This is a genomic window from Stenotrophomonas thermophila (assembly GCF_001499715.1).
Taxonomy (GTDB): Bacteria; Pseudomonadota; Gammaproteobacteria; order Xanthomonadales; family Xanthomonadaceae; genus Stenotrophomonas; species Stenotrophomonas hibiscicola.
Genome location: NZ_CVIW01000063.1, coordinates 118820 through 140348 on the forward strand (window position 1 = coordinate 118820; position 21529 = coordinate 140348).

The 21529-nt window shown below is 67.0% G+C and carries 20 protein-coding genes; 2 read left to right on the plus strand and 18 right to left on the minus strand.

Features of this window, described 5'->3' with window-relative positions; genetic code table 11:
• Nucleotides 1-17: 17 nt before the first annotated feature.
• The 14 genes from lpxA to BN1263_RS19140 all read right to left on the minus strand — a co-directional run bounded on the left by lpxA (nt 18) and on the right by BN1263_RS19140 (nt 15439).
• Nucleotides 18-809 (minus strand): acyl-ACP--UDP-N-acetylglucosamine O-acyltransferase, encoded by a 792-nt coding sequence (gene lpxA / locus BN1263_RS19075; protein WP_058983421.1) that lies wholly within the window; start codon nt 807-809, stop codon nt 18-20.
• Between the two features lie 16 nt (nt 810-825).
• On the minus strand, nt 826-1284 hold the full coding sequence (gene fabZ, locus BN1263_RS19080; protein ID WP_005415845.1) for a 3-hydroxyacyl-ACP dehydratase FabZ: 459 nt from the start codon (nt 1282-1284) through the stop codon (nt 826-828).
• A complete protein-coding gene (gene lpxD / locus BN1263_RS19085) occupies nt 1281-2303 on the minus strand; it encodes a UDP-3-O-(3-hydroxymyristoyl)glucosamine N-acyltransferase (RefSeq protein ID WP_058983423.1) in 1023 nt (340 codons plus the stop codon). The genes fabZ and lpxD overlap by 4 nt, the downstream gene beginning before the upstream one ends.
• A 460-nt stretch (nt 2304-2763) precedes the next feature.
• Nucleotides 2764-5127: an outer membrane protein assembly factor BamA gene (gene bamA / locus BN1263_RS19090; protein ID WP_021204147.1), complete on the minus strand. Its 2364-nt coding sequence runs from the start codon at nt 5125-5127 to the stop codon at nt 2764-2766.
• A 74-nt stretch (nt 5128-5201) separates the two neighbouring features.
• The gene (rseP, locus tag BN1263_RS19095) at nt 5202-6560 is read right to left on the minus strand and encodes an RIP metalloprotease RseP (RefSeq protein WP_058983425.1); all 1359 of its coding nucleotides are present in this window, start codon (nt 6558-6560) and stop codon (nt 5202-5204) included.
• Nucleotides 6561-6615: 55 nt separating this feature from the next.
• A complete protein-coding gene (locus BN1263_RS19100) occupies nt 6616-7806 on the minus strand; it encodes a 1-deoxy-D-xylulose-5-phosphate reductoisomerase (RefSeq protein WP_021204145.1) in 1191 nt (396 codons plus the stop codon).
• A 2-nt stretch (nt 7807-7808) separates the two neighbouring features.
• Nucleotides 7809-8645 carry a phosphatidate cytidylyltransferase gene (locus BN1263_RS19105; protein ID WP_058983427.1) on the minus strand — a complete coding sequence of 279 codons (837 nt, stop codon included), beginning with the start codon at nt 8643-8645 and terminating at the stop codon, nt 7809-7811.
• Nucleotides 8642-9409, minus strand: a complete 768-nt coding sequence (gene uppS / locus BN1263_RS19110; RefSeq protein ID WP_019659124.1) for a polyprenyl diphosphate synthase — start codon at nt 9407-9409, stop codon at nt 8642-8644. Before uppS ends, BN1263_RS19105 begins: the two co-directional genes overlap by 4 nt.
• 5 nt (nt 9410-9414) lie before the next feature.
• Complete coding sequence (frr, locus tag BN1263_RS19115; protein WP_019659123.1) at nt 9415-9969, minus strand: ribosome recycling factor; 555 nt, start codon at nt 9967-9969, stop codon at nt 9415-9417.
• Nucleotides 9970-10065: 96 nt separating this feature from the next.
• The gene (gene pyrH / locus BN1263_RS19120) at nt 10066-10794 is read right to left on the minus strand and encodes a UMP kinase (protein WP_019659122.1); all 729 of its coding nucleotides are present in this window, start codon (nt 10792-10794) and stop codon (nt 10066-10068) included.
• Between the two features lie 121 nt (nt 10795-10915).
• Nucleotides 10916-12454: a sensor domain-containing diguanylate cyclase gene (locus BN1263_RS19125; protein WP_058983429.1), complete on the minus strand. Its 1539-nt coding sequence runs from the start codon at nt 12452-12454 to the stop codon at nt 10916-10918.
• A gap of 261 nt (nt 12455-12715) precedes the next feature.
• The gene (gene tsf, locus BN1263_RS19130) at nt 12716-13591 is read right to left on the minus strand and encodes a translation elongation factor Ts (protein ID WP_019659120.1); all 876 of its coding nucleotides are present in this window, start codon (nt 13589-13591) and stop codon (nt 12716-12718) included.
• A gap of 125 nt (nt 13592-13716) precedes the next feature.
• On the minus strand, nt 13717-14523 hold the full coding sequence (rpsB, locus tag BN1263_RS19135) for a 30S ribosomal protein S2 (RefSeq protein WP_058983431.1): 807 nt from the start codon (nt 14521-14523) through the stop codon (nt 13717-13719).
• Nucleotides 14524-14743: 220 nt separating this feature from the next.
• Nucleotides 14744-15439: a fimbrial biogenesis chaperone gene (locus tag BN1263_RS19140; RefSeq protein WP_058983433.1), complete on the minus strand. Its 696-nt coding sequence runs from the start codon at nt 15437-15439 to the stop codon at nt 14744-14746.
• 6 nt (nt 15440-15445) lie between these two features.
• Here BN1263_RS19140 and BN1263_RS20770 point away from each other — a divergent pair, with 6 nt between their 5' ends.
• The gene (locus tag BN1263_RS20770) at nt 15446-15700 is read left to right on the plus strand and encodes a hypothetical protein (protein WP_186008991.1); all 255 of its coding nucleotides are present in this window, start codon (nt 15446-15448) and stop codon (nt 15698-15700) included.
• A gap of 106 nt (nt 15701-15806) precedes the next feature.
• Here BN1263_RS20770 and BN1263_RS19150 read toward each other — a convergent pair whose 3' ends face one another.
• From BN1263_RS19150 to BN1263_RS19165, 4 genes are read right to left on the minus strand one after another with little or no spacing between them, the layout of a single operon-like run.
• Nucleotides 15807-16844 (minus strand): Csu type fimbrial protein, encoded by a 1038-nt coding sequence (locus tag BN1263_RS19150; RefSeq protein ID WP_058983436.1) that lies wholly within the window; start codon nt 16842-16844, stop codon nt 15807-15809.
• Nucleotides 16841-19207: a fimbria/pilus outer membrane usher protein gene (locus BN1263_RS19155; protein ID WP_058983438.1), complete on the minus strand. Its 2367-nt coding sequence runs from the start codon at nt 19205-19207 to the stop codon at nt 16841-16843. The genes BN1263_RS19150 and BN1263_RS19155 overlap by 4 nt, the downstream gene beginning before the upstream one ends.
• Nucleotides 19208-19214: 7 nt before the next feature.
• On the minus strand, nt 19215-19964 hold the full coding sequence (locus BN1263_RS19160; RefSeq protein WP_019659114.1) for a fimbrial biogenesis chaperone: 750 nt from the start codon (nt 19962-19964) through the stop codon (nt 19215-19217).
• On the minus strand, nt 19964-20494 hold the full coding sequence (locus BN1263_RS19165; RefSeq protein ID WP_019659113.1) for a Csu type fimbrial protein: 531 nt from the start codon (nt 20492-20494) through the stop codon (nt 19964-19966). The genes BN1263_RS19160 and BN1263_RS19165 overlap by 1 nt, the downstream gene beginning before the upstream one ends.
• Before the next feature lie 241 nt (nt 20495-20735).
• On the opposite strand from BN1263_RS19165, the gene map reads away from it, so the two are divergent.
• Nucleotides 20736-21521 carry a type I methionyl aminopeptidase gene (gene map / locus BN1263_RS19170; RefSeq protein ID WP_058983439.1) on the plus strand — a complete coding sequence of 262 codons (786 nt, stop codon included), beginning with the start codon at nt 20736-20738 and terminating at the stop codon, nt 21519-21521.
• Nucleotides 21522-21529: the final 8 nt, after the last annotated feature.

Here is a 21529-nt window from a genome sequence, read left to right on the forward strand (position 1 = left end):
CTGGCCGGTCGTGCTGCTCATCGCAGCAGGGGCCTCTCGGCGTGCTCGATGAAGTCCAGCATCGCCTTTACGTCGTCGCTGTCACGCGCCTGCTCGGTCAGCTGCACCTTGGCCTCTGCCAGCGGCAGGCCCGCCACGTACAGCGTGCGGTAGGCACGCTTGATGGCCGAAATGCGGTCAGCGTCGAAGCCACGTCGCTTCAGGCCTTCGCTGTTGATGCCGCGCGGGCGTCCCAGCGAATCAGTACCGACCATGGTGAACGGCGGTACGTCACCATTGGTCAGCGCGCCCATGCCGAGGAAGGCATGCGCGCCGATGCGGCAGAACTGGTGGGCACCGGCGAAGCCGCTGATGATCACGTAGTCGCCCACGGTCACATGGCCGGCCAGGGTGGTGTTGTTGGAGAACACGCAGAAATTGCCGACATGGCAGTCGTGCGCCACGTGCGTGTAGGCCAGCATCCAGTTGTCGTTGCCGATGGTGGTGATGCCGCCGCCGCCGCCGGTGCCACGGTTCAGGGTGACGAACTCGCGGAACACGTTGCGGTCGCCGATCACCAGTTCGGTGCGCTCGCGGCCGAACTTCTTGTCCTGCGGCTCCCCCCCGATCGCGGCATGGCCGACGAAGCGGTTGTCGCGGCCGATCCGGGTCGGGCCTTGGATGCTGCAATGGGGGCCCACCACCGTGCCGGCACCGATTTCAACGTCGGGGCCGATCAGGGTGAAGGCGCCCACCTGGACATCGTCGGCCAGGCGTGCGGCCGGGTCGATGACGGCGGTGGGGTGGATCCGCGGTGCGTTGTCAGTCATTGCTGCCTCCAGTGGATCAGCCCTTGGCGCCGGCACACATGACCTCGGCCGACGCGACGACTTCGCCGTTGACCTTGGCTTCGCCGTAGTACCAGCCCATGTTGCGGATCAGGCGCTTCATCTGCACGTCCAGCATCAGCACGTCGCCGGGGACGACCTGCTTGTTGAAGCGGGCGTTTTCCACCTTGACCATGTAGAACAGCTTGGACTGCGCATCGCGGCCAAGCGTGAGCTGGGTCATCACGCCGCCGGCCTGCGCCAGCGCTTCGATGATCAGTACGCCGGGCATGATCGGGCGGCCCGGGAAGTGGCCCTGGAAGAACGGCTCGTTGATGCTGACGTTCTTCTGCGCGAGGATCCGCTTGGCCTCGACGTCGAGTTCAAGCACCCGGTCCACCAGCAGGAACGGGTAGCGGTGTGGAAGCAGTTCCTGGATCTGGCAGACGTCGATCGGAAGCTGCAGCGAATCGTTCATTCTTTCTCCTTGCCAGCAGCCAGGACGCGGCGAGCCAATGCGTCCAGCTGCTTGAAACGCGCGGCGTTCTTGCGCCACGTACGGTTGTCGGTCAACGGGGTGCCGGATGAGTACTCGCCCGGCTCATGGATGGAATTGCGGACCACGGACTTGCCGGTGATCACGACCTTGTCGCAGATCTCCAGGTGGCCGACAACGCCGACGTGGCCGCCGAGCAGGCAATAGCGGCCGATCTTGGCGCTGCCGGCGATGCCGGTGCAACCGGCGATGGCCGAATGCGCACCGATCTGCACGTTGTGCGCGATCTGCACCAGGTTGTCCAGGCGCACGTCTTCGTCCAGCACGGTGTCTTCCAGCGCGCCACGGTCGACGCAGGTGTTGGCGCCGATTTCGCAATCGTCGCCGATGCGCACGCCGCCGAGCTGCGGCACCTTGATCCACTTGCCGGCGTCCATCGCCAGGCCAAAGCCGTCGGCGCCGAGCACGGCACCGGGATGCACGCGCACGCGCTTGCCCAGCCTGACCCGGGTGACCAGGGTGACCCGGGCGATCAGCTCACAGCCGGAATCCAGGCTGCAGTCCTCGCCGATCACGCTGCCGGCGCCGATGATGCAGTTCTCGCCGACCACGCTGCGCGCACCGACGGAGACGAACGGACCGATGTGCGCGCTGGCCGCAACCTGGGCACTGGGGTCGATCACCGCGCTGGGGTGGATGCCCGGCGGACGGGTCGGCGCGATGTCGAACAGCGCGGCGATCTTGGCGAAGGTGGTGTACGGGTCCTTGGCGACGAGCGCGGCGCCGGGAGCGGACTCGGCGTCTTCGGTACGCAGCACCACCAGCGAGGCCTGGCTGTCGGCCAGCTGGGCGCGGTAGCGCGGGTTGGCAAGGAAGGTCAGCTGGCCAGGACCGGCATGGGCGAGGGTGGCCACGCCATGGATGGCGGTGGCGGGGTCGCCATGGACCTGCAGGCCGAACTGCTCGGCGAGTTGCTGGGCGGTGTAGGTGGGAGTATTCACGGCGGGAGTTTAACGTGTGACGCCATTGCGGTCATGCGGGGTCAAAAGCGGCGCCTGCCTGATGTCCCGGGGTGATGGCGCAGGGGGCTGCCCAGGACACGCCGTAGACCCATCTCTGGGGGCTCGATGGCGCCTTGCTCGTGCGCGCTGTCCTGCGCACACGGCAAGACCGGGGTTGGGCGTCCTGCCCAACCCGCCCGAGGCATGCCTCGGGCCCATGGCGCCAACGGTCCTGGTCAGCCCCCTGCGCCATCACCAGATGATTTCACGCGAGCGCGGGAAGTAGCGGCGGCGAGCAAGTAAAACGAAAACGCCGGGCAATGCCCGGCGCTTCGCGCCCCGTCTGGTGGAGAGCCCCCCTTCTGTTAAGGGGGGGCGCGCCAATGGCGCGGGGGATAGGAGGTAGGTCGGGACCCGCTGCTTGCGCAGCAAGCCGCGGCGCACCTTCGGTGGTCAGTTCTTAGAACTGACCGCCGAAGGTAAATTGCAGGCGTTCGATCTTGTCATCGTCTTCCTTCTTCAGCGGGAAGGCGTAGCTGATCGAGATCGGGCCGACCGGGGCGCGCCACAGCAGGGCCACACCGGTGGACACGCGCAGCTCGTTGGCCTTGAAGTTGTCCACGCCGGTATACACGTTACCGAAGTCGACGAAGGCCGACACACGCGCCGACGGGCTGTCGAACAGGCGCGGGAAGTAGGCCTCCACCGACCCAACGGTCTTCAGCGAACCACCCAGCGGCTGGCCTTCCGGATAACCGGTGGTGACTTCGCGCGGGCCGAGTGTGTTGTCCTCGAAGCCGCGCACCGAGTTGGTACCACCGGCGTAGAAGTTCTCGAAGAACGGCAGGCCGCTGGCGGTGACGGTGCGGGTGGTGCCATCCGGATTGGTCAGCGTACGGGTGTAGTCGTTGCCGTAGGCATCGCCGTAGCCGATTTCGGCGCGGGTGTTGATCACCAGCGACGGCATGATCGGCCAGTACTTGCTGATCTGGTAGTTCAGCTTGTAGTACTCGATGGTCGAACCCGGCAGCGTGGTTTCCAGGCCGATGCGCTGGTAGGTACCGCGCGTGGGCATGAAGTAGTCGTTGCGCGAGTCGCGCGCCCAGCCCAGCTCGGTGCGCCATGCGTGGAAGGTGCGCTTACCGACTGCGTTGATGTAGTCGATGATCGACTGCGGGGTCGAGCCCTGGTACGTGGTGATCTGGTTGCTGTCGATGCCGAACATCAGCGAGACGGTATCGGTCTCGGTCAGCGGCACGCCAAACACCACCTGCGCGGCACCGTTGGTGCTGTTGTACTGCGCGGTGTTGAAGTCGGAGTAGTCCAGTTCGCGCCAGGACAGGTTGTAGCCCAGCGAGACGCCGTCATCGGTGAAGTACGGGTTGGTGTAGCTGAAGCCGTAACGCTGCAGGTAGCTGCTGCGCGAGGCTTCGACCGACACGCGGTTGCCGCCGCCGAGGAAGTTGTTCTGCGACAGCTGCACCGACGTGGTCATGCCGTAGGACTGCGAGTAACCCAGGCCGAACACGAAGCTGCCCGAGGTGGTTTCCTTGACGTTGTAGACGACGTCGACCTGGTCGTTGCTGCCGCTGACGGCCGGGGTCTCGACGTCCACCGATTCGAAGTAGCCCAAGCGCTGCAGGCGGATCTTGGAGCGGTCGATCGCGGCCTGCGAGTACCAGCTGTTCTCGAACTGGCGCATTTCGCGACGCATCACTTCGTCGGACGTACGCGTGTTCCCGCGGAACAGGATGCGGCGCACCGACACGCGCGGGCCGGGCACGACCTGCATGTTGATGGCCACGGTCTGCTCGGCGCGGTTGGTGGTCGGGATCGGGTTCACCTTGGCGAACGCGTAGCCGATGTTGGACAGCGAATTGGTGATGGTGTCCGAGCTGAACTCCAGCAGCGCACGCGAGAACGTATCGCCGGACTTCTGGATCACCATGCGCTCGACGTCCTCCTGCGGGAGGATGGTGTCGCCGCTGACCTTGATCTCGGAGATCTTGTACTGCGCACCTTCGGTCACGCCGGCGGTGAGGAACATGTCGCGCTTGTCGGGGCTGATCGACACCTGGGTCGAATCGATGCTGAAGTCGACATAGCCGCGGTCCAGGTACCAGGAATTGAGCTTTTCCAGGTCGCCGGACAGCTTTTCCTTGGAGTACTGGTCGTCACGGCGGTACCAGGACGCCCAGTTGTGCTCCTTGGACTCCCAGGTTTCCAGGATGTCCTTGCTCTCGAACTTTTCGGTGCCCACCAGGTTGACGTGGCGGATCTTGGCCGCCTTGCCTTCCTTGATGGCGATGGCGATGTCCACGCGGTTGCGGTCCAGCGGGCTCACCGTGGGGGTGATCTCGACGTTGTACTTGCCGCGGTCGTTGTACTGGCGGCGAAGTTCCTGGGTCACGCGGTCCAGGCTCAGCCGATCAAAGGTGCCGCCCTCGGTCAGGCCGATGTCGGACAGGCCCTTGAGCAGCTGCTCGGACTTGATGTCCTTGTTGCCGGTCACGGTCAGCTTGTTGATCGCCGGGCGTTCCTTGACGGTCACGACCAGGATGCTGCCCTGGCGGTCCAGCTGCACATCCTCGAAGAAGCCGGTCTTGTACAGGGCGCGGATCGTCTCGCCGACCTTGCTGTCGGTGACCGTCTCGCCACGTTCCACCGGCAGGTAGGTGAACACCGTGCCCGAGCTGATGCGCTGCAGGCCGTCGACGCGGATGTCGCTGACAGTGAAGGGCTCGGCTGCCTGGGCCAGGGCGGGGGCGCCGGTGACGGCGGCAAGGGCGAGGGCCAGCAGGCGGCGATTGGGGAGTCGCGTCATGTCACGTCCGGTAGGAAGGTCGATTTCATTGGTGCGGGATGCCGACGCTGTAGACGGCAACAACGTGGAAAAGTTCATCGCGGGACCAGGCCGAGGATGTCGTTGTAGAACGCCAACCCCATCAGCCCGGCCAGCAACGCCAGGCCGATGTACTGGCCGGCGGCGATGGCACGCTCGCTCAGCGGGCTGCCCTTGACCAACTCGATAAGGTAATACAGCAGGTGGCCGCCGTCCAAGATCGGGATCGGCAGCAGGTTGATGATGCACAGGCTGAGGGACAGCAGGGCAAGGAACTGCAGGAACCAGTCGAGGCCGCGCTTGGCCGAGACATTGGCCACCCGGGCGATGGTGACTGGCCCGGACACGTTCTGTAGCGAGGCCTTGCCGGTGACGATTCGGCCCATCATGCCCAGCGAATCTGCCGCCAGGCGGCCGGTTTCGCGCACGGCCACGGTGACCGCGTCGAGCGGGCCATAGCGAAGCAGGGTGTCGTAGGGAGGGCTGAACGAAGTCGGGAACTGCACGCCGATCTGCCAGGTCGGTTCACCCCTGGAATCCTTGCCCTGGCGCGGGGTGACTTCCAGCGCCAGGCGTTCACCGCCGCGCAGGACCTCGATCATGCCAGGGCCGCCGGCGCGGCCCAGCGTCCGGATCTCGCCGATGACCTGATCGGCACCATCGATGCGCTGGCCATCAATGGCCACGATCAGGTCCCCCGGCTGCAGCTGCCCGGCCACCACCGAATCCGGCGTCAGCGAGTCGACCAGCGCCGGCTGCAGCCACGACTGCCAGTACAGGCCGGCCAGGATCGGCACCCGCCGCTCATCGAAACCTGCCGGCAGCTGCGACAGCGGCAGAGTGCGCATGCGTACCTGGTCAGCCGTATCCAGCACCTCCAGCCTCACGTCGCGGCGGTCCATCGCGGCCGCGGTCAGCGCCATGCTGGCTTCACCGAGGGTAACGACCGGGCGCTCGTCCACGCGCAGCACGCGGTCACCGCTGGCCAGCCCGGCACTGGCAGCGATGCCGCTGACACGGCCGATCGTCGGCGAATAATCCTGCTTGCCGATCACGAACATCGCCCACAGCAGCAGGATGCACAGCAGCAGGTTGGCGATCGGGCCGGCGGCAACGATGGCAATGCGCTGCCAGACGCTCTTGTGGTTGAAGGCCTGGCCGCGCTCGTGGGGGTGGACTTCAACCTCGCGTTCGTCGAGGAACTTCACGTAGCCGCCGAGCGGGATGGCGGCAATGGCGAACTCGGTGCCGTGCCTGTCCCGGCGCGACCACAGCGGCCGGCCGAAGCCGACCGAGAAGCGCAGGATCTTGACCCCGCACAGGCGCCCGACCCAGTAATGCCCGAACTCGTGGAACGTGACCAGCAGCCCGAGGCTGACAATCATCCACCAGACCGATCCGATGAAGTCAGTCATGCAGGCTCACAATGGCGGGCAGGGGCGGCGGCGTCATGCTGGGCGAGGCAATCGTTCAGGCGGCGTCGATGGCGTTCAGGGTGAGCTGGCGTGCCCGCTGGTCGGCGCACAACAGGACCTCCAGTGTATCGGCTGGCTGGGTCGGCAGTGTTGAAAGAGCGTTAGCAACCAGCTTCGGGATGGTCAGGAAACCGATCCGGCCCTGAAGAAACGCTGAAACCGCCTCTTCATTGGCGGCGTTCAGCACCGCCGGTGCGGTGCCGCCGGCCTGCATGGCCTGCCAAGCCAGCGCCAGACAGGGGAACGCGTCCGTGTCCGGGGCCTCGAAATCCAGCCGGCCCTGGGCCAGCAGATCCAGCCCGGCCACGCCCGATTCGATGCGTTGCGGCCAGCCCAGGCCAACGGCGAGGGTGGTGCGCATGTCCGGCAGGCCCATCTGTGCCAGGGTCGAACCGTCAACGAACTCGACCAGCGAATGGACCAGGCTCTGCGGGTGCACCAGTACCTCGATGCGTTCGCCGGGTACGCCGAACAGGTGGTGGGCCTCGATGACTTCCAGGCCCTTGTTCATCAACGTCGCCGAATCGACCGAGATCTTCGGCCCCATCGACCATTTCGGGTGGGCAACGGCCTGGGCCGGGGTGACCTGGGCCAGTTCGTCGCGGCTGCGGCCACGGAATGGGCCGCCGGAGGCGGTCAGCAGGATCCGGCGCACGCCGGCGCCATCAACGCTGGCATCGCGTGAGCGCAGGCACTGGAAGATTGCGCTGTGTTCGCTGTCGATCGGGATGATCTCGGCGCCCGCGCGTTCAGCGGTGCGGGTCAGCAGCTCACCGGCCAGTACCAGTGATTCCTTGTTGGCCAGCAGGATGCGCTTGCCCGCGGCGGCTGCGGCCAGGGTGGAAGACAGCCCGGCCGCGCCAACGATCGCGGCGACCACGGTGTCGCAGGCGTCACTGGCGGCCAACTGGTCCAGCGCGGCATGGCCGGCATGCGCCTCGGTGGACAGCCCCGCATCGCGGAGGCCGTCGCGCAGTTCGGTGAACAGCGCTTCGTCGGCGATGACCGCGTGCGCTGGCCTGTGCTGGCGGCACAGTGCCAGCAGCGCCTGCACCTGGCGGCCGGCAGCGAGCACCGTGGCCTGGTAGCGGTGCGGGTGGCGGGCGATCACGTCCAGCGTGGAAGCACCGATCGAGCCGGTGGCGCCGAACACGGCGACCCGGCGCAGGTCTGCGACAGCATTCATGGTCAGAATCCGAAGATTTCCTTGCCGAGTGCGAACACCGGCACGGCAGCCAGGACACCGTCGACACGATCGAGCACACCACCATGGCCCGGAATCAGGTTTCCGGAGTCCTTGGCGCCGGCGTGGCGCTTGATCAGGCTTTCGAACAGGTCACCCAGCACCGAGGCGAACACGGCCACCACCGAGGTGATCAGCAGGCCTGGCAGGTGCCCGGCGTCGATGCCGGCAAGCCAGCCCAGGCCGAGGGCCACGGCGACACCGGCCAGCAGGCCGCCGAACAGGCCTTCCCAGGTCTTGTTGGGGCTGATCCGTGGGGCCAGCTTGTGCTTGCCGAAGTGACGACCGGCGAAATAGGCGCCCGAATCGGCCGCCCAGACCAGTGCCAGCGCAGCCAGCAGCCACAGGTGGCCCTGCCTGCCCGGCGGATCGCCGCCGGCATGGATCAGCACCAGCGCAGCCCAGGCCGGAACGATGGCCAGCGTACCGGCCAGCATCTTCACGATGCGCGAGGGTGCCGACGGCTGCGCACCGAAGTCGAAGAAGCGCAACCAGACCAGCGCGGCCAGCCACCAGGCCACGCCGGCCAGGGTGGTGATCTGGAACAGCACCAGCGTGCTGCCATCGGCCCAGACCAGCAGCACCATCAGCAGCAGGTTCAGTACCAGCAGCACGGTACGCGCCAGGGTGTCTTCGATGCCGGCCAGCTTCAGCCATTCCCACAGGCCGATCAGCAGCACCGCAGCGGCCGCCGCTGCCAGCCACTGGGTCGGCAGCAGCAGGATCGCGGCAATGGCGACCGGCGCCATGATCAGCGCGGCAAGGACTCGGATCTTGGTCATGGGCTGGAAGTCTCGGTGGCCAGTGCGGCGATCTGGGCGCTGGTCAGGCCGAAACGACGCTCACGTCTGCCATAGGCGTCCAGCGCCTGCTGCAGCTGCCCGGCATCGAAGTCCGGCCACAGGGCATCGGTGAACCACAGCTCGGTATAGGCCAGCTGCCACAGCAGGAAGTTGCTGATGCGGGTGTCGCCACCGGTGCGGATGAACAGGTCCGGCGGTGGCAGGTCGGCCAGGGCCACCTGGCTGCCCAGCAGCGATTCATCGATCTGCTCGGGCAGAAGGCGACCGGCCGCCACTTCGACGGCCAGGGCGCGCGCGGCGCGGGCGATGTCCTGGCGGCCGCCGTAGCTGGCGGCGATCGACAGGGTCAGGGTGGTGTTGTCGGCGGTGCGCTGCTCGGCCAGCTGCATGCGGCTGACCAGCCCTGCACCGAAGCGCTCGCGTTCGCCGATGAAGCGAACGCGCACGCCACGCCGATGCAGCTCGTCCACTTCACGGTCGAGCGCGCCGAGGAACAGCTTCATCAGGGCATCGACTTCTTCCTGCGGCCGGCCCCAGTTCTCGCTGGAAAACGCGAACAGGGTCAGCGCCGGTATGCCCAGTTCAAGGCAGCGCTCGATGGTGCGGTTGACCGCGCGCGCGCCGGCCCGGTGGCCGATCACGCGCGGACGACGGCGCTGCTGTGCCCAGCGCCCATTGCCATCCATGATGATGGCGATGTGGCGGGGCAGGGCGGCCGGCAACGGAGGTGGGACTGAAGGCATCGACTTCAGACCGACAGCAGTTCTTTTTCCTTGTCGGCAACGACCTTGTCGACGTCCTTGATGTTGGTGTCGGTCAACTTCTGGATGTCGTCTTCACCGCGCTTCTTCTCGTCTTCGCTGATCGCCTTGTCCTTGACCAGCTTGGCGATTTCCTTGTTCGCGTCCTGGCGGATGTTGCGGATCGCGATCTTCGCGCCTTCGCCTTCCTTCTGCACCTGCTTGACCAGCTCCTTGCGGCGCTCTTCGGTCGGCGGCGGCATGTTGATGCGGATCGCAGTGCCCAGCGTGTTCGGGGTGAATTCGGCGTTGTAGAGCCCCTTTTCGATCTCCTTGATCATGCCCTTGTCGAACGGCGTGACCAGCAGCGAGTGCGCGTCGGCGTTGGAGATCGACGCGACCTGGTTCAGTGGGGTGCTGGCGTTGCCATAGGCGCTGACCGTGACACGGTCCAGCAGGGCCGGGGTGGCGCGGCCGGTGCGGATCGAGGTGAGGGTGTGCTTCAGAGCGTCGATGCTCTTGGCCATGCGCGTCTGCGCGTTGTTCTTGATGTCGTTGAGCATCGCCGGGTCCTGGGTGTAACTGGAATCGGGCGATTATAGGCGAATACGGGACGCTGCCGGGCCTGAATCGGCCCGGAGCTCGCCTGGCGCTCAGGCTCAGGCCGGGTCGCGGCCCTGGACCAGGGTGCCGATGTTCGCGCCGCTGAGGATCTTCAGCAGCTCACCCGGCTGGCCCATGTCGAACACGCGCATCGGCAGGTCGCTGTCGCGGGCCAGCGCGAAGGCCGCCGTATCCATCACTTCCAGGCCGCGGCGGATGACTTCGTCGTAGCTCAGGCTGTCGAAGCGGACCGCGTCGCTGTGCTTGTTCGGGTCCTTGTCGTACACGCCATCGACCTTGGTGGCCTTCAGCAGCAGGTCGGCGCCGATCTCGATCGCGCGCAGCGCGGCGCCGGAGTCGGTGGTGAAGAACGGGCTGCCGACGCCAGCGGCGAAAATCACCAGGCGGCCCTTTTCCAGATGGCGGATGGCGCGGCGGCGGATGTAGTCCTCGCACACGTCGTTGATCTTGATCGCGCTCATCACGCGGGCCTTGGCGCCCAGTTTCTCGAGGGCGTCCTGCATGGCCAGGGCGTTGATGACCGTGGCCAGCATGCCCATCTGGTCGCCGGTGACCCGGTCCATGCCGCCAGCGGCCAGGCCGGCGCCGCGGAAGATGTTGCCGCCGCCGATCACCAGTGCCACTTCGGCACCGGCCTGCTGGGCTTCGATGACCTCACGGGCCAGGCGGTTGATGACCTTCGGGTCGATGCCGTAGTCCTCATCTCCCATCAGCGCCTCCCCGGACAGTTTCAGGAGGATGCGGCGATAGGCGAGCTTGGACATGGGGACCTCGGGTGCGTGGAAATCGCGGGGGATTCTACGCGCATGCGGCGTAGGGCCAAAGTGTTTTGTGCACTGCGGCGCGAAATCCTGCCATCCGCCCCGGTCATGCAGGGCGTCCCGTTCAGCCCAGCTCGGCGCCGGCGGTGGCTGAAAGCTCGTCGTGGCCGAGCGCACCGGGGGAGCGGGCGATCACCCGGTTACGGCCCAGGTTCTTCGAGCGGTACAGCACGTCGTCGGCGGCGCGCAGCAGGTCCTGCACGTCGGCAAAGCGCTCGTAGCCGCCCTGGGTAGCCACGCCGGCGGAGAAGGTGACGAACAGCGGCCCTCCCTCCAGTTCGGCCATCGGCGTGGCGACGATGTTGGCCAGTACGCGCCGGATTACGTCAAGGGCCACGGACTCACTGGTATTGGGCAGCAGCGCGACGAATTCCTCGCCGCCGAAGCGGGCCACGGTATCGCTATGGCGCAGCTGGCCCTGCAGCTTGCCGGCAAAGGCGCGCAGCACCTCGTCGCCGGTCAGGTGGCCGTGGGCGTCGTTGATCTTCTTGAAGTCATCCAGGTCGATGAAGGCCACCGACAGCGGCCAGCCCTGACGCCCGGCGCGCAGGAACTCCTGCTCGAGCACCGCCTCCAGCTGGCGCCGGTTGAGCACGCCGGTCAGGGCGTCGCGGTGGGCCTGGTCGGCCAGGCGCTTGGCCCGCGCCTCGAATTCGTCGGCGCGGCGGCGTGCCTGCTCGGCATCCTGCAGCTCGCGCAGGTTGCGCAGGGTGGCCAGCTCCTGCGCGTGGTCGATCAGCTCGCGGACCCGCGAGGGCGAGTTCAGGCCGGCCTCGAACAGGCTGGCGATATCCGGCAGGGCCTCGCTGATGCGGGTCAGCACCTGGTCGAAACGGGCGCTGTCGAGTTCCAGCCGCTCATGCACCTGGTGCAGGGCGCGCTCGCGGGCGGCATCGGCGTCATCGTCCAGCCAGATGTCGGCAACGGCGCCGGACAGCTGCACACAGGCCTGGAACGGCGAATCGGCGGCGTCGTCGTCCTCGCTGTGGCTGATGCTCTCAATCAGATAGCGTGGCAGGCCCCATTGCTCGGCCACCCAGGCGCCGACATCGGCGTGGCTGCAGCCGAGCGCGTCGCGTTCGCGGGCGACCAGGTCCGTGTTGTCACGGGCTTCGCGCAGCAGCGGCAGGTAGCGCTCCGATTCGGCCTGGGCCAGGCACAGCACGCCCAGGTCCTGCAGCAGCCCGGCCAGCATCAGTTCCTCCAGCCGGCGCAGGCCGCGGGCCTGGCCCAGCTGGCTGGCGGCCAGTGCACTGAGAATGCTGCGCTTCCACGCACGCTGGCGCAGGTCGTGGTCGGCGCCTGCGCCGCCGGTCAGGCCCTGGGTCACGGTGAAACCCAGGGCAAGGCTGATTGTGGCGTTAAGGCCGAGCATGGTCAGTGCCTGGCCAAGGTTCTCGATGCGGCGGCGGCTGGCGTACAGCGGCGAATTGGCGATGCGCAGCATGCGAGCGCTCAGCGCCATGTCGATGGCGATGATGTCGGCGGCGGTGGCGATATCCGCTTCCGGGTCCTGTGCCAGCTCGATGATGCGCAGGGCAATACCGGGCGGCGAGGGCAGGTTGCGGCAGAGCGCCAGGGCAGCTGTCAGCTCGGGAGGCATGTCGGGTCGTTCAATTCCATTAGGACAAGAATACCTAGGAATGCATCACAGTCCGCGATTTTCCTTCCTGCTACGCGACTGTGGATTCCCTGCGCCGAGTATCGGCTTGATTCGCGCGCAACGCAAAGAGCCCTGATATCGGGCTGTGCCTGGCGTCAGTGCGCGCACCAACGGTGCCCACCCACCGATGCAGTGGGTACAAAAAAAGAGCCGCGGTTTCCCGCGGCTCCTTCTGGTCGCTTCACAGCCGGAGGGCTGGAATCAGACCTGCATCGCCTTGGCAACTTCGGCGGCGTAGTCTTCCACCACCTTCTCGATGCCTTCGCCGACGATCAGCAGCTTGAAGCCAGCCACATCGGCGCCAGCGGCCTTGACCACCTGCTCGACGGTGGTGTCGCCCAGCACGTAGGTCTGGCCGTACAGGGTCACGTCGCTGACGATCTTGTTGATCTTGCCGCTGATGATCTTTTCCAGGATCTCGGCCGGCTTGGCCTTGTCCTTCTCGGACATCTTGGCCAGCTCGATTTCCTTTTCCTTTTCGACGAAGTCGGCCGGAACGTCCGCAGCCTTGTTGTGCGGCGGCTTCAGCGCGGCCACGTGCATGGCCAGGCCGCGGGCCAGCTCGACGTCGCCGCCGATCAGGTCAACCAGCACGCCGACCTTGCCGTTGGTGTGGACGTAGGCGCCGATGTTGCCGGTGGTGTCGACCTTGACCATGCGGCGGATCTGGATGTTCTCACCCAGGGTCTGCACGGCGGTGGCGCGGGCTTCTTCAACGGTGCGGCCATCGGCCAGCGTGGCAGCCTTCACGGCTTCCACGTCGTTGGCGCCCGATGCCAGGGCGGCAGCGGCGACGGCGTTGACGAAGGTCTTGAAGTTGTCGTCGTTGGCGACGAAGTCGGTTTCCGAGTTGACTTCGACCAGCACGGCCTTGCCGCCATCCTGGGCCAGGCCCAGGCGGCCTTCGGCGGCCACGCGGTCAGCCTTCTTGTCGGCCTTGGCAGCGCCGGACTTGCGCATGGCTTCAGCAGCGGCGTTGATGTCGCCGTTGGCTTCGGTAAGCGCCTTCTTGCATTCCATCATGCCGGCGCCGGTGCGCTCGCGCAGTTCCTTGACCAGGGAAGCAGTGATTTCCACGGGATTACCTCACGAAAGAAAGGGGTTGGGCCGGCATGGTGGCCGGCCCGTGTGACACGGTCCTGTCACGCGCCAAGGGCTGCGTGCAGGAGGGTGGACGCCGGGCGTCCACCCTGTGGCCTGGATCAGGCCTGGGCGTCGTCGCCCTTCCTGGCAGCCTTCTTGGCCGGAGCGCGGCGGGCCGGCTTCTCTTCGCCTTCGGCAGCGGCTTCAGCGAACTCTTCCTCACGCACCGAAGCGGCGTGCGGAGCAGCAGCCTTGCCTTCCAGCACGGCGTCGGCAGCGGCGCGGGCGTACAGCTGCACAGCGCGGATGGCGTCGTCGTTGCCCGGGATGGCGTAATCAACCAGTTCCGGGTTGTAGTTGGTGTCGACCACGGCGATGACCGGGATGCCCAGCTTCTTGGCTTCCTTGATCGCGATGTCTTCGTGGCCGATGTCGATCACGAAGATCGCGTCCGGCAGGCGGTTCATGTCCTTGATGCCGCCCAGCGAGGCTTCCAGCTTGTCGCGCTCGCGACGCAGGCCCAGCACTTCGTGCTTGACCAGCTTCTCGAAGGTGCCGTCGGTTTCACCGGCTTCCAGTTCCTTCAGGCGGGCAACCGACTGCTTGACGGTACGGAAGTTGGTCAGGGTGCCGCCCAGCCAGCGCTGGTTCATGAACGGCATGCCGCAACGCTCGGCTTCTTCCTTGATGGTTTCGCGGGCGCTGCGCTTGGTGCCCAGGAACAGGACGGTGCCGCGCTTCTGGGCAACCGACGAGATGAAGTTCATCGCGTCATTGAACAGCGGGACGGTCTTTTCCAGGTTGATGATGTGGATCTTGCCGCGGGCGCCGAAGATGTACGGAGCCATCTTGGGGTTCCAGTAGCGGGTCTGGTGGCCGAAGTGGACGCCGGCTTCCAGCATCTGACGCATGGTGACCTGGGGCATTGCAATACTCCTGATATGGAACCAGCGATTCCGCCCGCGGGAATAGGTATGCGGGACGCGTGGAAGCGCGATCGGTTCCGGGGTTGGGCTTCCCTGTTGCCTCCGTGGCCGAACTCCTTGCGGAGCACCCCGGCACGGATGGGGGCAGCAGGTGTGGATTCACCGGTGACGTCCGGTGTGGACGGGTTCCCGCGCACGCAGGCGGCAGGAATCCGGACGATTATAGCCCGCTGCGGGCGCTCGCTGCAATTGCGGGGTCAGATGCGGCCAGATCGACCTCGCGGCCGTCCTGCAGGCGTGCCCGGAAGCGGCCACCTGCGTAACTGTCCGCGCGGGCGGGCAGGGGCCAGCGTCGTTCATGGCCGGCGAGGATGTAGCCGGCCAGCCCGCCCACCAGCACTGTCGATTGGCCGTCCGCCGCGGTGAAGCGCAGGTCGTGCAGGCGGCCGTGCAGCGTACCGCAGTTGCTGAGTCGCAACGCAGGCTGCGACCCCAGGGCCTCGATCCGACCCTGCAGGCGGGCGTGCAGCACTGGCGCCGCGGCGCCCCGGAACAGCGGTAGCGAGTAGCGCGGCAGTCCTGCCAGCGCCGGCGTCAGCACGATCCTGTAGGCCTGTTCACCCATTGCCGCGGCCGGATCGCGTGGCAGCAGCCAGACGCGCTGCGTACCGCCCGGGGCGAGATCCAGCCGCGCCGGGCTGACCCGGATCTGGTCGCTGGGCTGCAGTCGTTCGGCGTCCAGCTGCTGATCCCAGGCCAGCACCTGCACGTGGCCCTGCCAGCGGCCGGGCCCGGGATTGCGTAGCCACAGCTCGGCGCGGCCGCCTTCGGCCGGCAGCTGCAGGGTGGTAGGCAACACCTCAAGCGCCGCAGCCGGCTGCGCCAGCAGTGCAAGCAGGATCAGCAGCGCGCGCATCAGTACATGAGGGTCACGGCGGGTGTTGGGTTCTCGTCCGTCGCCGGTGGTGCGAGCTCGCGCACCTGGGATGGCAGCTGGGGTGTATCGCTGCGCTGGTGCGGCGCCGTACAGCGCGCGCCACCGGTGTCGTCGCTGCAGGAGTCGACCACGGTCAGCCGGATCTGCAGGGAGCTGCTGGGTTCGGCCAAGGCCGGCGTACTGGCGACCAGCATCGCCGCGATCGAAAATGTGCGAACCACCTGCCATCCACCATGCTGAAAGACTTGCTGCGCGGTATCGGCGGGATGTGCCGGAACTGTAGCGCCGAGCCGGCGCTCGGCACGGCCTTCGTCCGGTGGGTGCCGACCGTTGGTCGGCACGCCGGTCAATAGGTGATCGTCACCGTCACCAGGTCGTTGTAGGTACCAGCCGGGGGCTGGCCGGTGACCGGCGGCACCCGGCCGTAGATGGTCAGCTGCTGTGCGCTGCCGGTGCCGGTGCCGCTGGCCGTGTCGACAGTCAACGTATTGCCCCAGCGCAGGCTCCGAGCCGAGTCCCGGTACAGCTCGTAGGGAAGGTAGTAGGTACTGCCGCCGATGGTGGTGGCCATGCGCCGGATGCTGGTCGCGGCAGGGTTGTTCCGGCCGTTGTTGAGTCCGACCTGGAAGGCGGTGTTCTTCAGGCAGGTCAGTGTCAGCGTGGCGGTCCGGTCGATGTTGGCGGGAATGCTGCCGGTGACGTTGCCGAAGTTCATGTCGGTGGTGACGTAGCTGCCGCACTGCGGCAGCACATTGGCGGTGGCGGTGAAACTGAAGGCTGCGCTTGCGCTGTTGGTGCCGGTGGCGCCGCCGTTGCAGGTGGCGGGCACTGTGGCATTGCCGAGCAGGACCTCGTTCCAGGCCCAGGTCAACACCACGTCGGCGCCGCTGAAGGTGCTGCTGTAGGCGCCGGAGGCCAGGATCTGGTTGGCCGGAATCTGCCCGAACAGCTGCACGGACTGCGCACCGCTGCCGCCGGCGACCAGCGGCACGCTGTAGGTCATGGTCAATTCCTGTGCCGGGGGCGTGCCGCGCGGGACCAACCCCGTCACCTGGCTGAAGTTCGAGGTGTTGTAGAGCTGGAAGTTCATGCTGTCGCTGCTGCTGGTCTTCATCGTCCGCCAGCTTGAACTGCTGCCGCCACCACTGCCTGCGCCGATGCCGACGCAGACGCGCACACCGGTTGTGGCCAGCGCGCTCAGCGCGGCGGTGGTGCAGGTCACCGTGATGTTGAGGTTGGCCGTGCTCGGGCCAGGCGCATTGCTGTTGATGTTGCCGAACGGCAGCGTTGGATTGGCGACCGCGGTGCAGACCGCGACAGCGCGGGCCGGTGCTGCCGCCAGCAGGCCAGCGAACAGCAGCAGGCCGAGCAGCAACGTCCTCATGGCGCCACCTCCGGAATGCACTGCAGCGGCGCCGTTTTCGGCCGCGCACCGGTCGCCACCACCCTGGGCAGGGCGGGGACCTTCACCCGGCAGGGGCCGCGGCTGGTCGTGACGTACAGCACGCTGCCGGCGGCAACGTCTTCCAGGTACAGCAGGCCGTCATAGCCGACCGTGGCCTGGCGGCCATCGGGCAGCTGCACCTCGCTGCCCACCTCCAGCGGCTGCCCGTCCATTGCCAGCAGGGTCAGGCTCAGCGACGGTCGCGAGCGCAGCTGGAAGGCGATCCGGGTGCCGGCGCGTTGGCGAGGCGTCACCCAATCCTCGATGCGGTCGGCACGCATGTCCTCGGGCAGGTCCAGGGTGTCGATCGAGACCCGGTTGCGCTGCCAGGACAGCAACGGGCTGACCAGCAGCAGGCCGCGATCATCGGTGACGCCGATCAGGCGGTTTTCCAGCCGCACCGGCACGCCGCCGACGCCACTGGTGCTGATCACCGCGAACGCGTCCGACACTTCGCGCGTGGCGAAGGTGTGGCCACCCATCCACACCACGCTGCCGCTGGCGCTGGCGTAGGCATAGTTCAGCCCGCCCTGGCGCGAGGCGCCGAACGAATAGCGGCCGGTATCGTTGAGGATGCCGACCTCGGCCAGGCCGCCATTGCCGTCCTCGCCATGGCGCAGCTGTGCGCGCCAGCCGACGCCGCCGGCACTGCCATCGCCGGGCACCGGCTGGGTCACGTCCGCGACCCAGCTCTGGCTGTCGCCGTTGCGTTGGCTCGAGAGGCTGGCCTGGCGGTTGTTGCCCAGACTGGCGGTCAGCGACAGGTAGATGCTGCGGTCGTCGCTGTGGTCCAGGTTCTGGTTCAGCGACAGGTAGGCCGACCAGCGCTGGCTCCAGCTGCGCGACCAGAACAGGCTGGCGTAGCGGTTGTCGTCGCCGTCGGGGTAGCGCAGGCGCAGGTAGCTTGCGCTGAGCGTGCCCAGCCGCAGCAGGTCCAGGCCGAGGGTGGCCTGCTCGCTGATGCTCGGTGGCAGGTTGCCCTGCAGTGCGCCCAGGTCGCGGTAGTCGCCGTGGCTGCGCACGCTGCGCAGATTGACGTTGAAGCGGCGGTTGTTCCAGCTGTAGCCCAGCGCCCATTGCCCGCCCTGCAGCCCGTGGTAATCACTGCGTGCATAGGCCGCATTGAACACGCCGGCAGCGCCGAGCAGCCACCAGCCGCCGATGCCGGCCTGGGCCAGGCCGCCGCCGCCTTCGGCATGCGCCTCGCCAGTGAAGGCATTGCTGATGCCGCCGCGCCAGCTGGCACTGGCCACCGTGCGATCGTCGTAGCCGAAGGAGCGCTGGCCGAAGTCCTCGCGCAGCTGGCCGACGCCGACCGACCAGTCCGAAAGGCCCTTGGCCAGCAGTTGCTGGGTGCCATAGAAACTGAAATCCAGTGTCTGCATGCGGCCGAACGCATCGGTTACCACCACCTGCGCGATGCCGGTGCCGCTGATACCAGGCTGTGCCGCCAGCTGGAACGGACCGACCGGGACCTGTCCGCTGTACTGGCGCAGGCCATCCACGTACAGCTCGACCGTGGAGGGCACCACGGCCTGGCCGAGGAAGCTCGGCGTGGGCGTCAGTACGCGATAGGGCTGCAGCCCGTAGTTGCGACCGATCTGCACGCCACCCAGGCGCACTGGCCGGGTCCAATCGACGAAGCCGCTGTAGAAGTCGCCGACCTCCAGCGTCGTTGCACTGTCGGGGAAGTCCAGGCTCCATCGGGTGTCCAGGCGCATGCTCTCGCCGCGCCACTGGCGGTCGCCGGGTTGTTGGTAGCGGCGGCTGATGGCGGTGTTTTCGAACGTGCCGTTGCCGATGCCGAACACGCGTAGTTCCGAGCTCAGGCTGAGGTTGCCGAGCGTGTCCACCCGGCTGCCGTATACGTCGTAGTTGAGCAGCACGCCCGGCGAGGCATTGCCGGTCGGCGCACGCGCCTGCGGCCGGCTGAGCACCGTGGTCGGCAGGGTCAGCTGGTCCAGCGGCACATCCAGCGCCAGGGTCTGCATGTGCGCGTCGTAGCGCACCACCGCGCCACTGATCTGGTCCAGGTAGACCGGTACCTCGCCGCTGGCATTGAAGCCGAGCTGGCGCAACACCTCGGGGCTGGCCTGAAGCCGACCGCGGTTCTCGATGAACGGCAGCAGGCCGCGTGGCGTGCTGTTGAGCGACACATCCAGGTACAGCGTCTGGCTGGCGGTCAGTGGGGTCGGGGGCGGCAGGGTGGCATCGGCCGACACGCCGGAGACATCAACGGCCGCGCCGGACGCATCGGCGGCCTCGGTCGCCGCGGGAGCCAGGGCAGCCAGCAACGCGCCCATCAAGGCCTCAGCGAGCCGGTGGGGGCGACAGCGGCGTCTGTTCCGACTCGCCATTGAGCTTGGCCGTGATCTGGTCGTTGTCGCGGTCGATCGCCACGCGCTCGATCGGCCAGCGCATCACCTGGCCCGGCAGCACGTAGCCCAGCAATCCGGGATGGACGATGCGCGGACGCGTGGCGCTGCCCAGCGCAAGATCGGCGATCTGCGCGTAGCTGTCACCCGTATTGGCCACCTCCACGCCATTGCGGCCATCCGCCAGTGTCACCAGGCGGGCCTGCAACTGTGGGGCGAGGGCGCCGGCCGAAGGCTGCACGAACACGGGGATTGAATAGCGCAGGACGAACTGCATGCCCTCGGCACGCGTGGCCAGGTCCGGGATCTGGTCCACGATCAACCGGTAGTGCCGTTGTGCAGGCGGTGGCTCGTTGTCCGGACGCATCACCCGCACCAGTTGCTGCTGGCCCGCGGCCAGTTCCTGCATGGGCGGTGTGGCCATCAGCTCATCGGTGGGCAGCAGCCGTTCCTGGCCGTCCTGCTGCACCCAGCGGAACACGCGCACCTGCAGCTTCACCGGCGCGGTGCCGCTGTTGGTCAGCCATAGCTCAGCCGCACGCTGGCGCGCCTCCAGCTGCAGGCTGGTCGGCGCGACCTGCAGGCTGGTGGCGCCGGCGGTGGCGGTGGCCAGCAGGCACAGGGCGAGCAGCGCCACGCCGGTGGCGCGCCACGGGCGGGGTCCGGCCATGCGGGCGTGCTCCATCAATAGGTGATCGTGGCGGTAACCGTATCCAGGTAGCTGCCGGTGGCCGGGTTGTTGGTGCTCAGGTTCAGGATCTGGCCGTAGACGACGTACGGCACGGCCAGGCCGGTGCCGATGCCGGCCTGGGTATTGGTGCCGGTTGTGGATCCCCAGACCAGGGTATGCGCGGCATCCTGGTAGAGCTGGTAGCCGACATAGTTGTTGGCGGTCACGGCGGCATTGGTGTTCTTCATGCGCCGCGTGGTGACGTCGTTGGCGGTGCCCGCGTTGGCGCCCGCATTCAGCGCGATCGTGTACGGCGTCAGCGCCGAGCACTGCGCGGTGACCGTGCCCTGGCCGAGGGTGGGCGTGGCGGTGGTCGACGCCGCCGTGCCGAAGTCGACGTTGGTAGCGGCCGCGGCCGTGATGGTGCAGGCCTTGGTGACCACCAGTGTGACGTTGAAGGTGGTGGTATCTGCGGCCAGGGCCGGGCTGGACAGCAGGAGGCCGGCGAAGGCCCAGGCAAGCGGAGAACGAAGCGCGGATCGCATGGACAACCTCCCTGACCCGAAGGTCCGTTGAACAAGGCGAAGGCGGCACGATCGGCACCGCTTCGGCGACGGTGACCCAGCTTAGGTGGCGTAAGTGTCTGTAATCCGTGATAAACAGGCGGGCGAAAGGGTGGAGGGCATCACGCTTTCATTTCCCTTGCCGAAAGCGTGCATGGCCCGGTGCATGGCCCGGAATGCCAGTTGGGTGGCGTTCGTTCAGATTGCGGCCGGATCGGCGATAATGGGTGCCATGAGCGTGAATCTGAAAACCCCGCAGGAAATCGAGATGATGCGTATCGCCGGCCGCCTGGCCAGCGAAGTGCTGGACATCGTCACCCCCCACGTCAAGCCCGGTGTCACCACCGAGGAGCTGGACCGCATCTGCCACGAGCACATCGTCAACGTGCAGGGCGCCATTCCGGCCAACGTCGGCTACCGCGGCTTCCCGAAGACCGTGTGCACCTCGGTCAACAATGTCATCTGCCACGGCATCCCCAGTGAAGGGAAGGTGCTCAAGGATGGCGACATCATCAATATCGATGTCACCGTCATCAAGGACGGTTGGCACGGCGACACCAGCCGCATGTACTTCGTCGGCACGCCGTCGGTGATGGCCCGCCGCCTGGTGGAAACCACCTACGAAGCCATGTGGCGCGGCATCCGCGCCGTGCGTCCGGGCGCCACCCTGGGCGACATCGGTCATGCCATCCAGAGCTATGCCGAAGGCGAGCGTTTCAGCGTGGTGCGCGAGTACTGCGGCCACGGCATCGGCAAGGTCTACCACGATGAGCCGCAGGTGGTGCATTACGGCCGCCCGGGCCAGGGCCTGGTGCTGCAGCCGGGCATGACCTTCACCATCGAACCGATGATCAACGAGGGCACCCGCTACAACAAGGTGCTGCCGGATGGCTGGACCGTGGTGACCAAGGACCGCAAGCTGTCGGCGCAGTGGGAGCACATGGTCGCGGTCACCGAGACCGGCGTCGACGTGCTGACCCTGTCGCCGGGCGAGTCGCAGGTTTCCTGACGATGCTG

Excerpts from the sequence above, each read along its gene's own strand:
- lpxA (WP_058983421.1), bottom strand. The coding sequence starts at position 809 with ATGACTGACAACGCACCGCGGATCCACCCCACCGCCGTCATCGACCCG.
- fabZ (WP_005415845.1), bottom strand. The coding sequence starts at position 1,284 with ATGAACGATTCGCTGCAGCTTCCGATCGACGTCTGCCAGATCCAGGAA.
- bamA (WP_021204147.1), bottom strand. The coding sequence starts at position 5,127 with ATGACGCGACTCCCCAATCGCCGCCTGCTGGCCCTCGCCCTTGCCGCC.
- rseP (WP_058983425.1), bottom strand. The coding sequence starts at position 6,560 with ATGACTGACTTCATCGGATCGGTCTGGTGGATGATTGTCAGCCTCGGG.
- BN1263_RS19100 (WP_021204145.1), bottom strand. The coding sequence starts at position 7,806 with ATGAATGCTGTCGCAGACCTGCGCCGGGTCGCCGTGTTCGGCGCCACC.
- BN1263_RS19105 (WP_058983427.1), bottom strand. The coding sequence starts at position 8,645 with ATGACCAAGATCCGAGTCCTTGCCGCGCTGATCATGGCGCCGGTCGCC.
- uppS (WP_019659124.1), bottom strand. The coding sequence starts at position 9,409 with ATGCCTTCAGTCCCACCTCCGTTGCCGGCCGCCCTGCCCCGCCACATC.
- frr (WP_019659123.1), bottom strand. The coding sequence starts at position 9,969 with ATGCTCAACGACATCAAGAACAACGCGCAGACGCGCATGGCCAAGAGC.
- pyrH (WP_019659122.1), bottom strand. The coding sequence starts at position 10,794 with ATGTCCAAGCTCGCCTATCGCCGCATCCTCCTGAAACTGTCCGGGGAG.
- BN1263_RS19125 (WP_058983429.1), bottom strand. The coding sequence starts at position 12,454 with ATGCCTCCCGAGCTGACAGCTGCCCTGGCGCTCTGCCGCAACCTGCCC.
- rpsB (WP_058983431.1), bottom strand. The coding sequence starts at position 14,523 with ATGCCCCAGGTCACCATGCGTCAGATGCTGGAAGCCGGCGTCCACTTC.
- BN1263_RS19140 (WP_058983433.1), bottom strand. The coding sequence starts at position 15,439 with ATGCGCGCGCTGCTGATCCTGCTTGCACTGCTGGCGCAGCCGGCTGCG.
- BN1263_RS20770 (WP_186008991.1), top strand. The coding sequence starts at position 15,446 with ATGAGGGTCACGGCGGGTGTTGGGTTCTCGTCCGTCGCCGGTGGTGCG.
- BN1263_RS19150 (WP_058983436.1), bottom strand. The coding sequence starts at position 16,844 with ATGAGGACGTTGCTGCTCGGCCTGCTGCTGTTCGCTGGCCTGCTGGCG.
- BN1263_RS19155 (WP_058983438.1), bottom strand. The coding sequence starts at position 19,207 with ATGGGCGCGTTGCTGGCTGCCCTGGCTCCCGCGGCGACCGAGGCCGCC.
- BN1263_RS19160 (WP_019659114.1), bottom strand. The coding sequence starts at position 19,964 with ATGGAGCACGCCCGCATGGCCGGACCCCGCCCGTGGCGCGCCACCGGC.
- BN1263_RS19165 (WP_019659113.1), bottom strand. The coding sequence starts at position 20,494 with ATGCGATCCGCGCTTCGTTCTCCGCTTGCCTGGGCCTTCGCCGGCCTC.
- map (WP_058983439.1), top strand. The coding sequence starts at position 20,736 with ATGGGTGCCATGAGCGTGAATCTGAAAACCCCGCAGGAAATCGAGATG.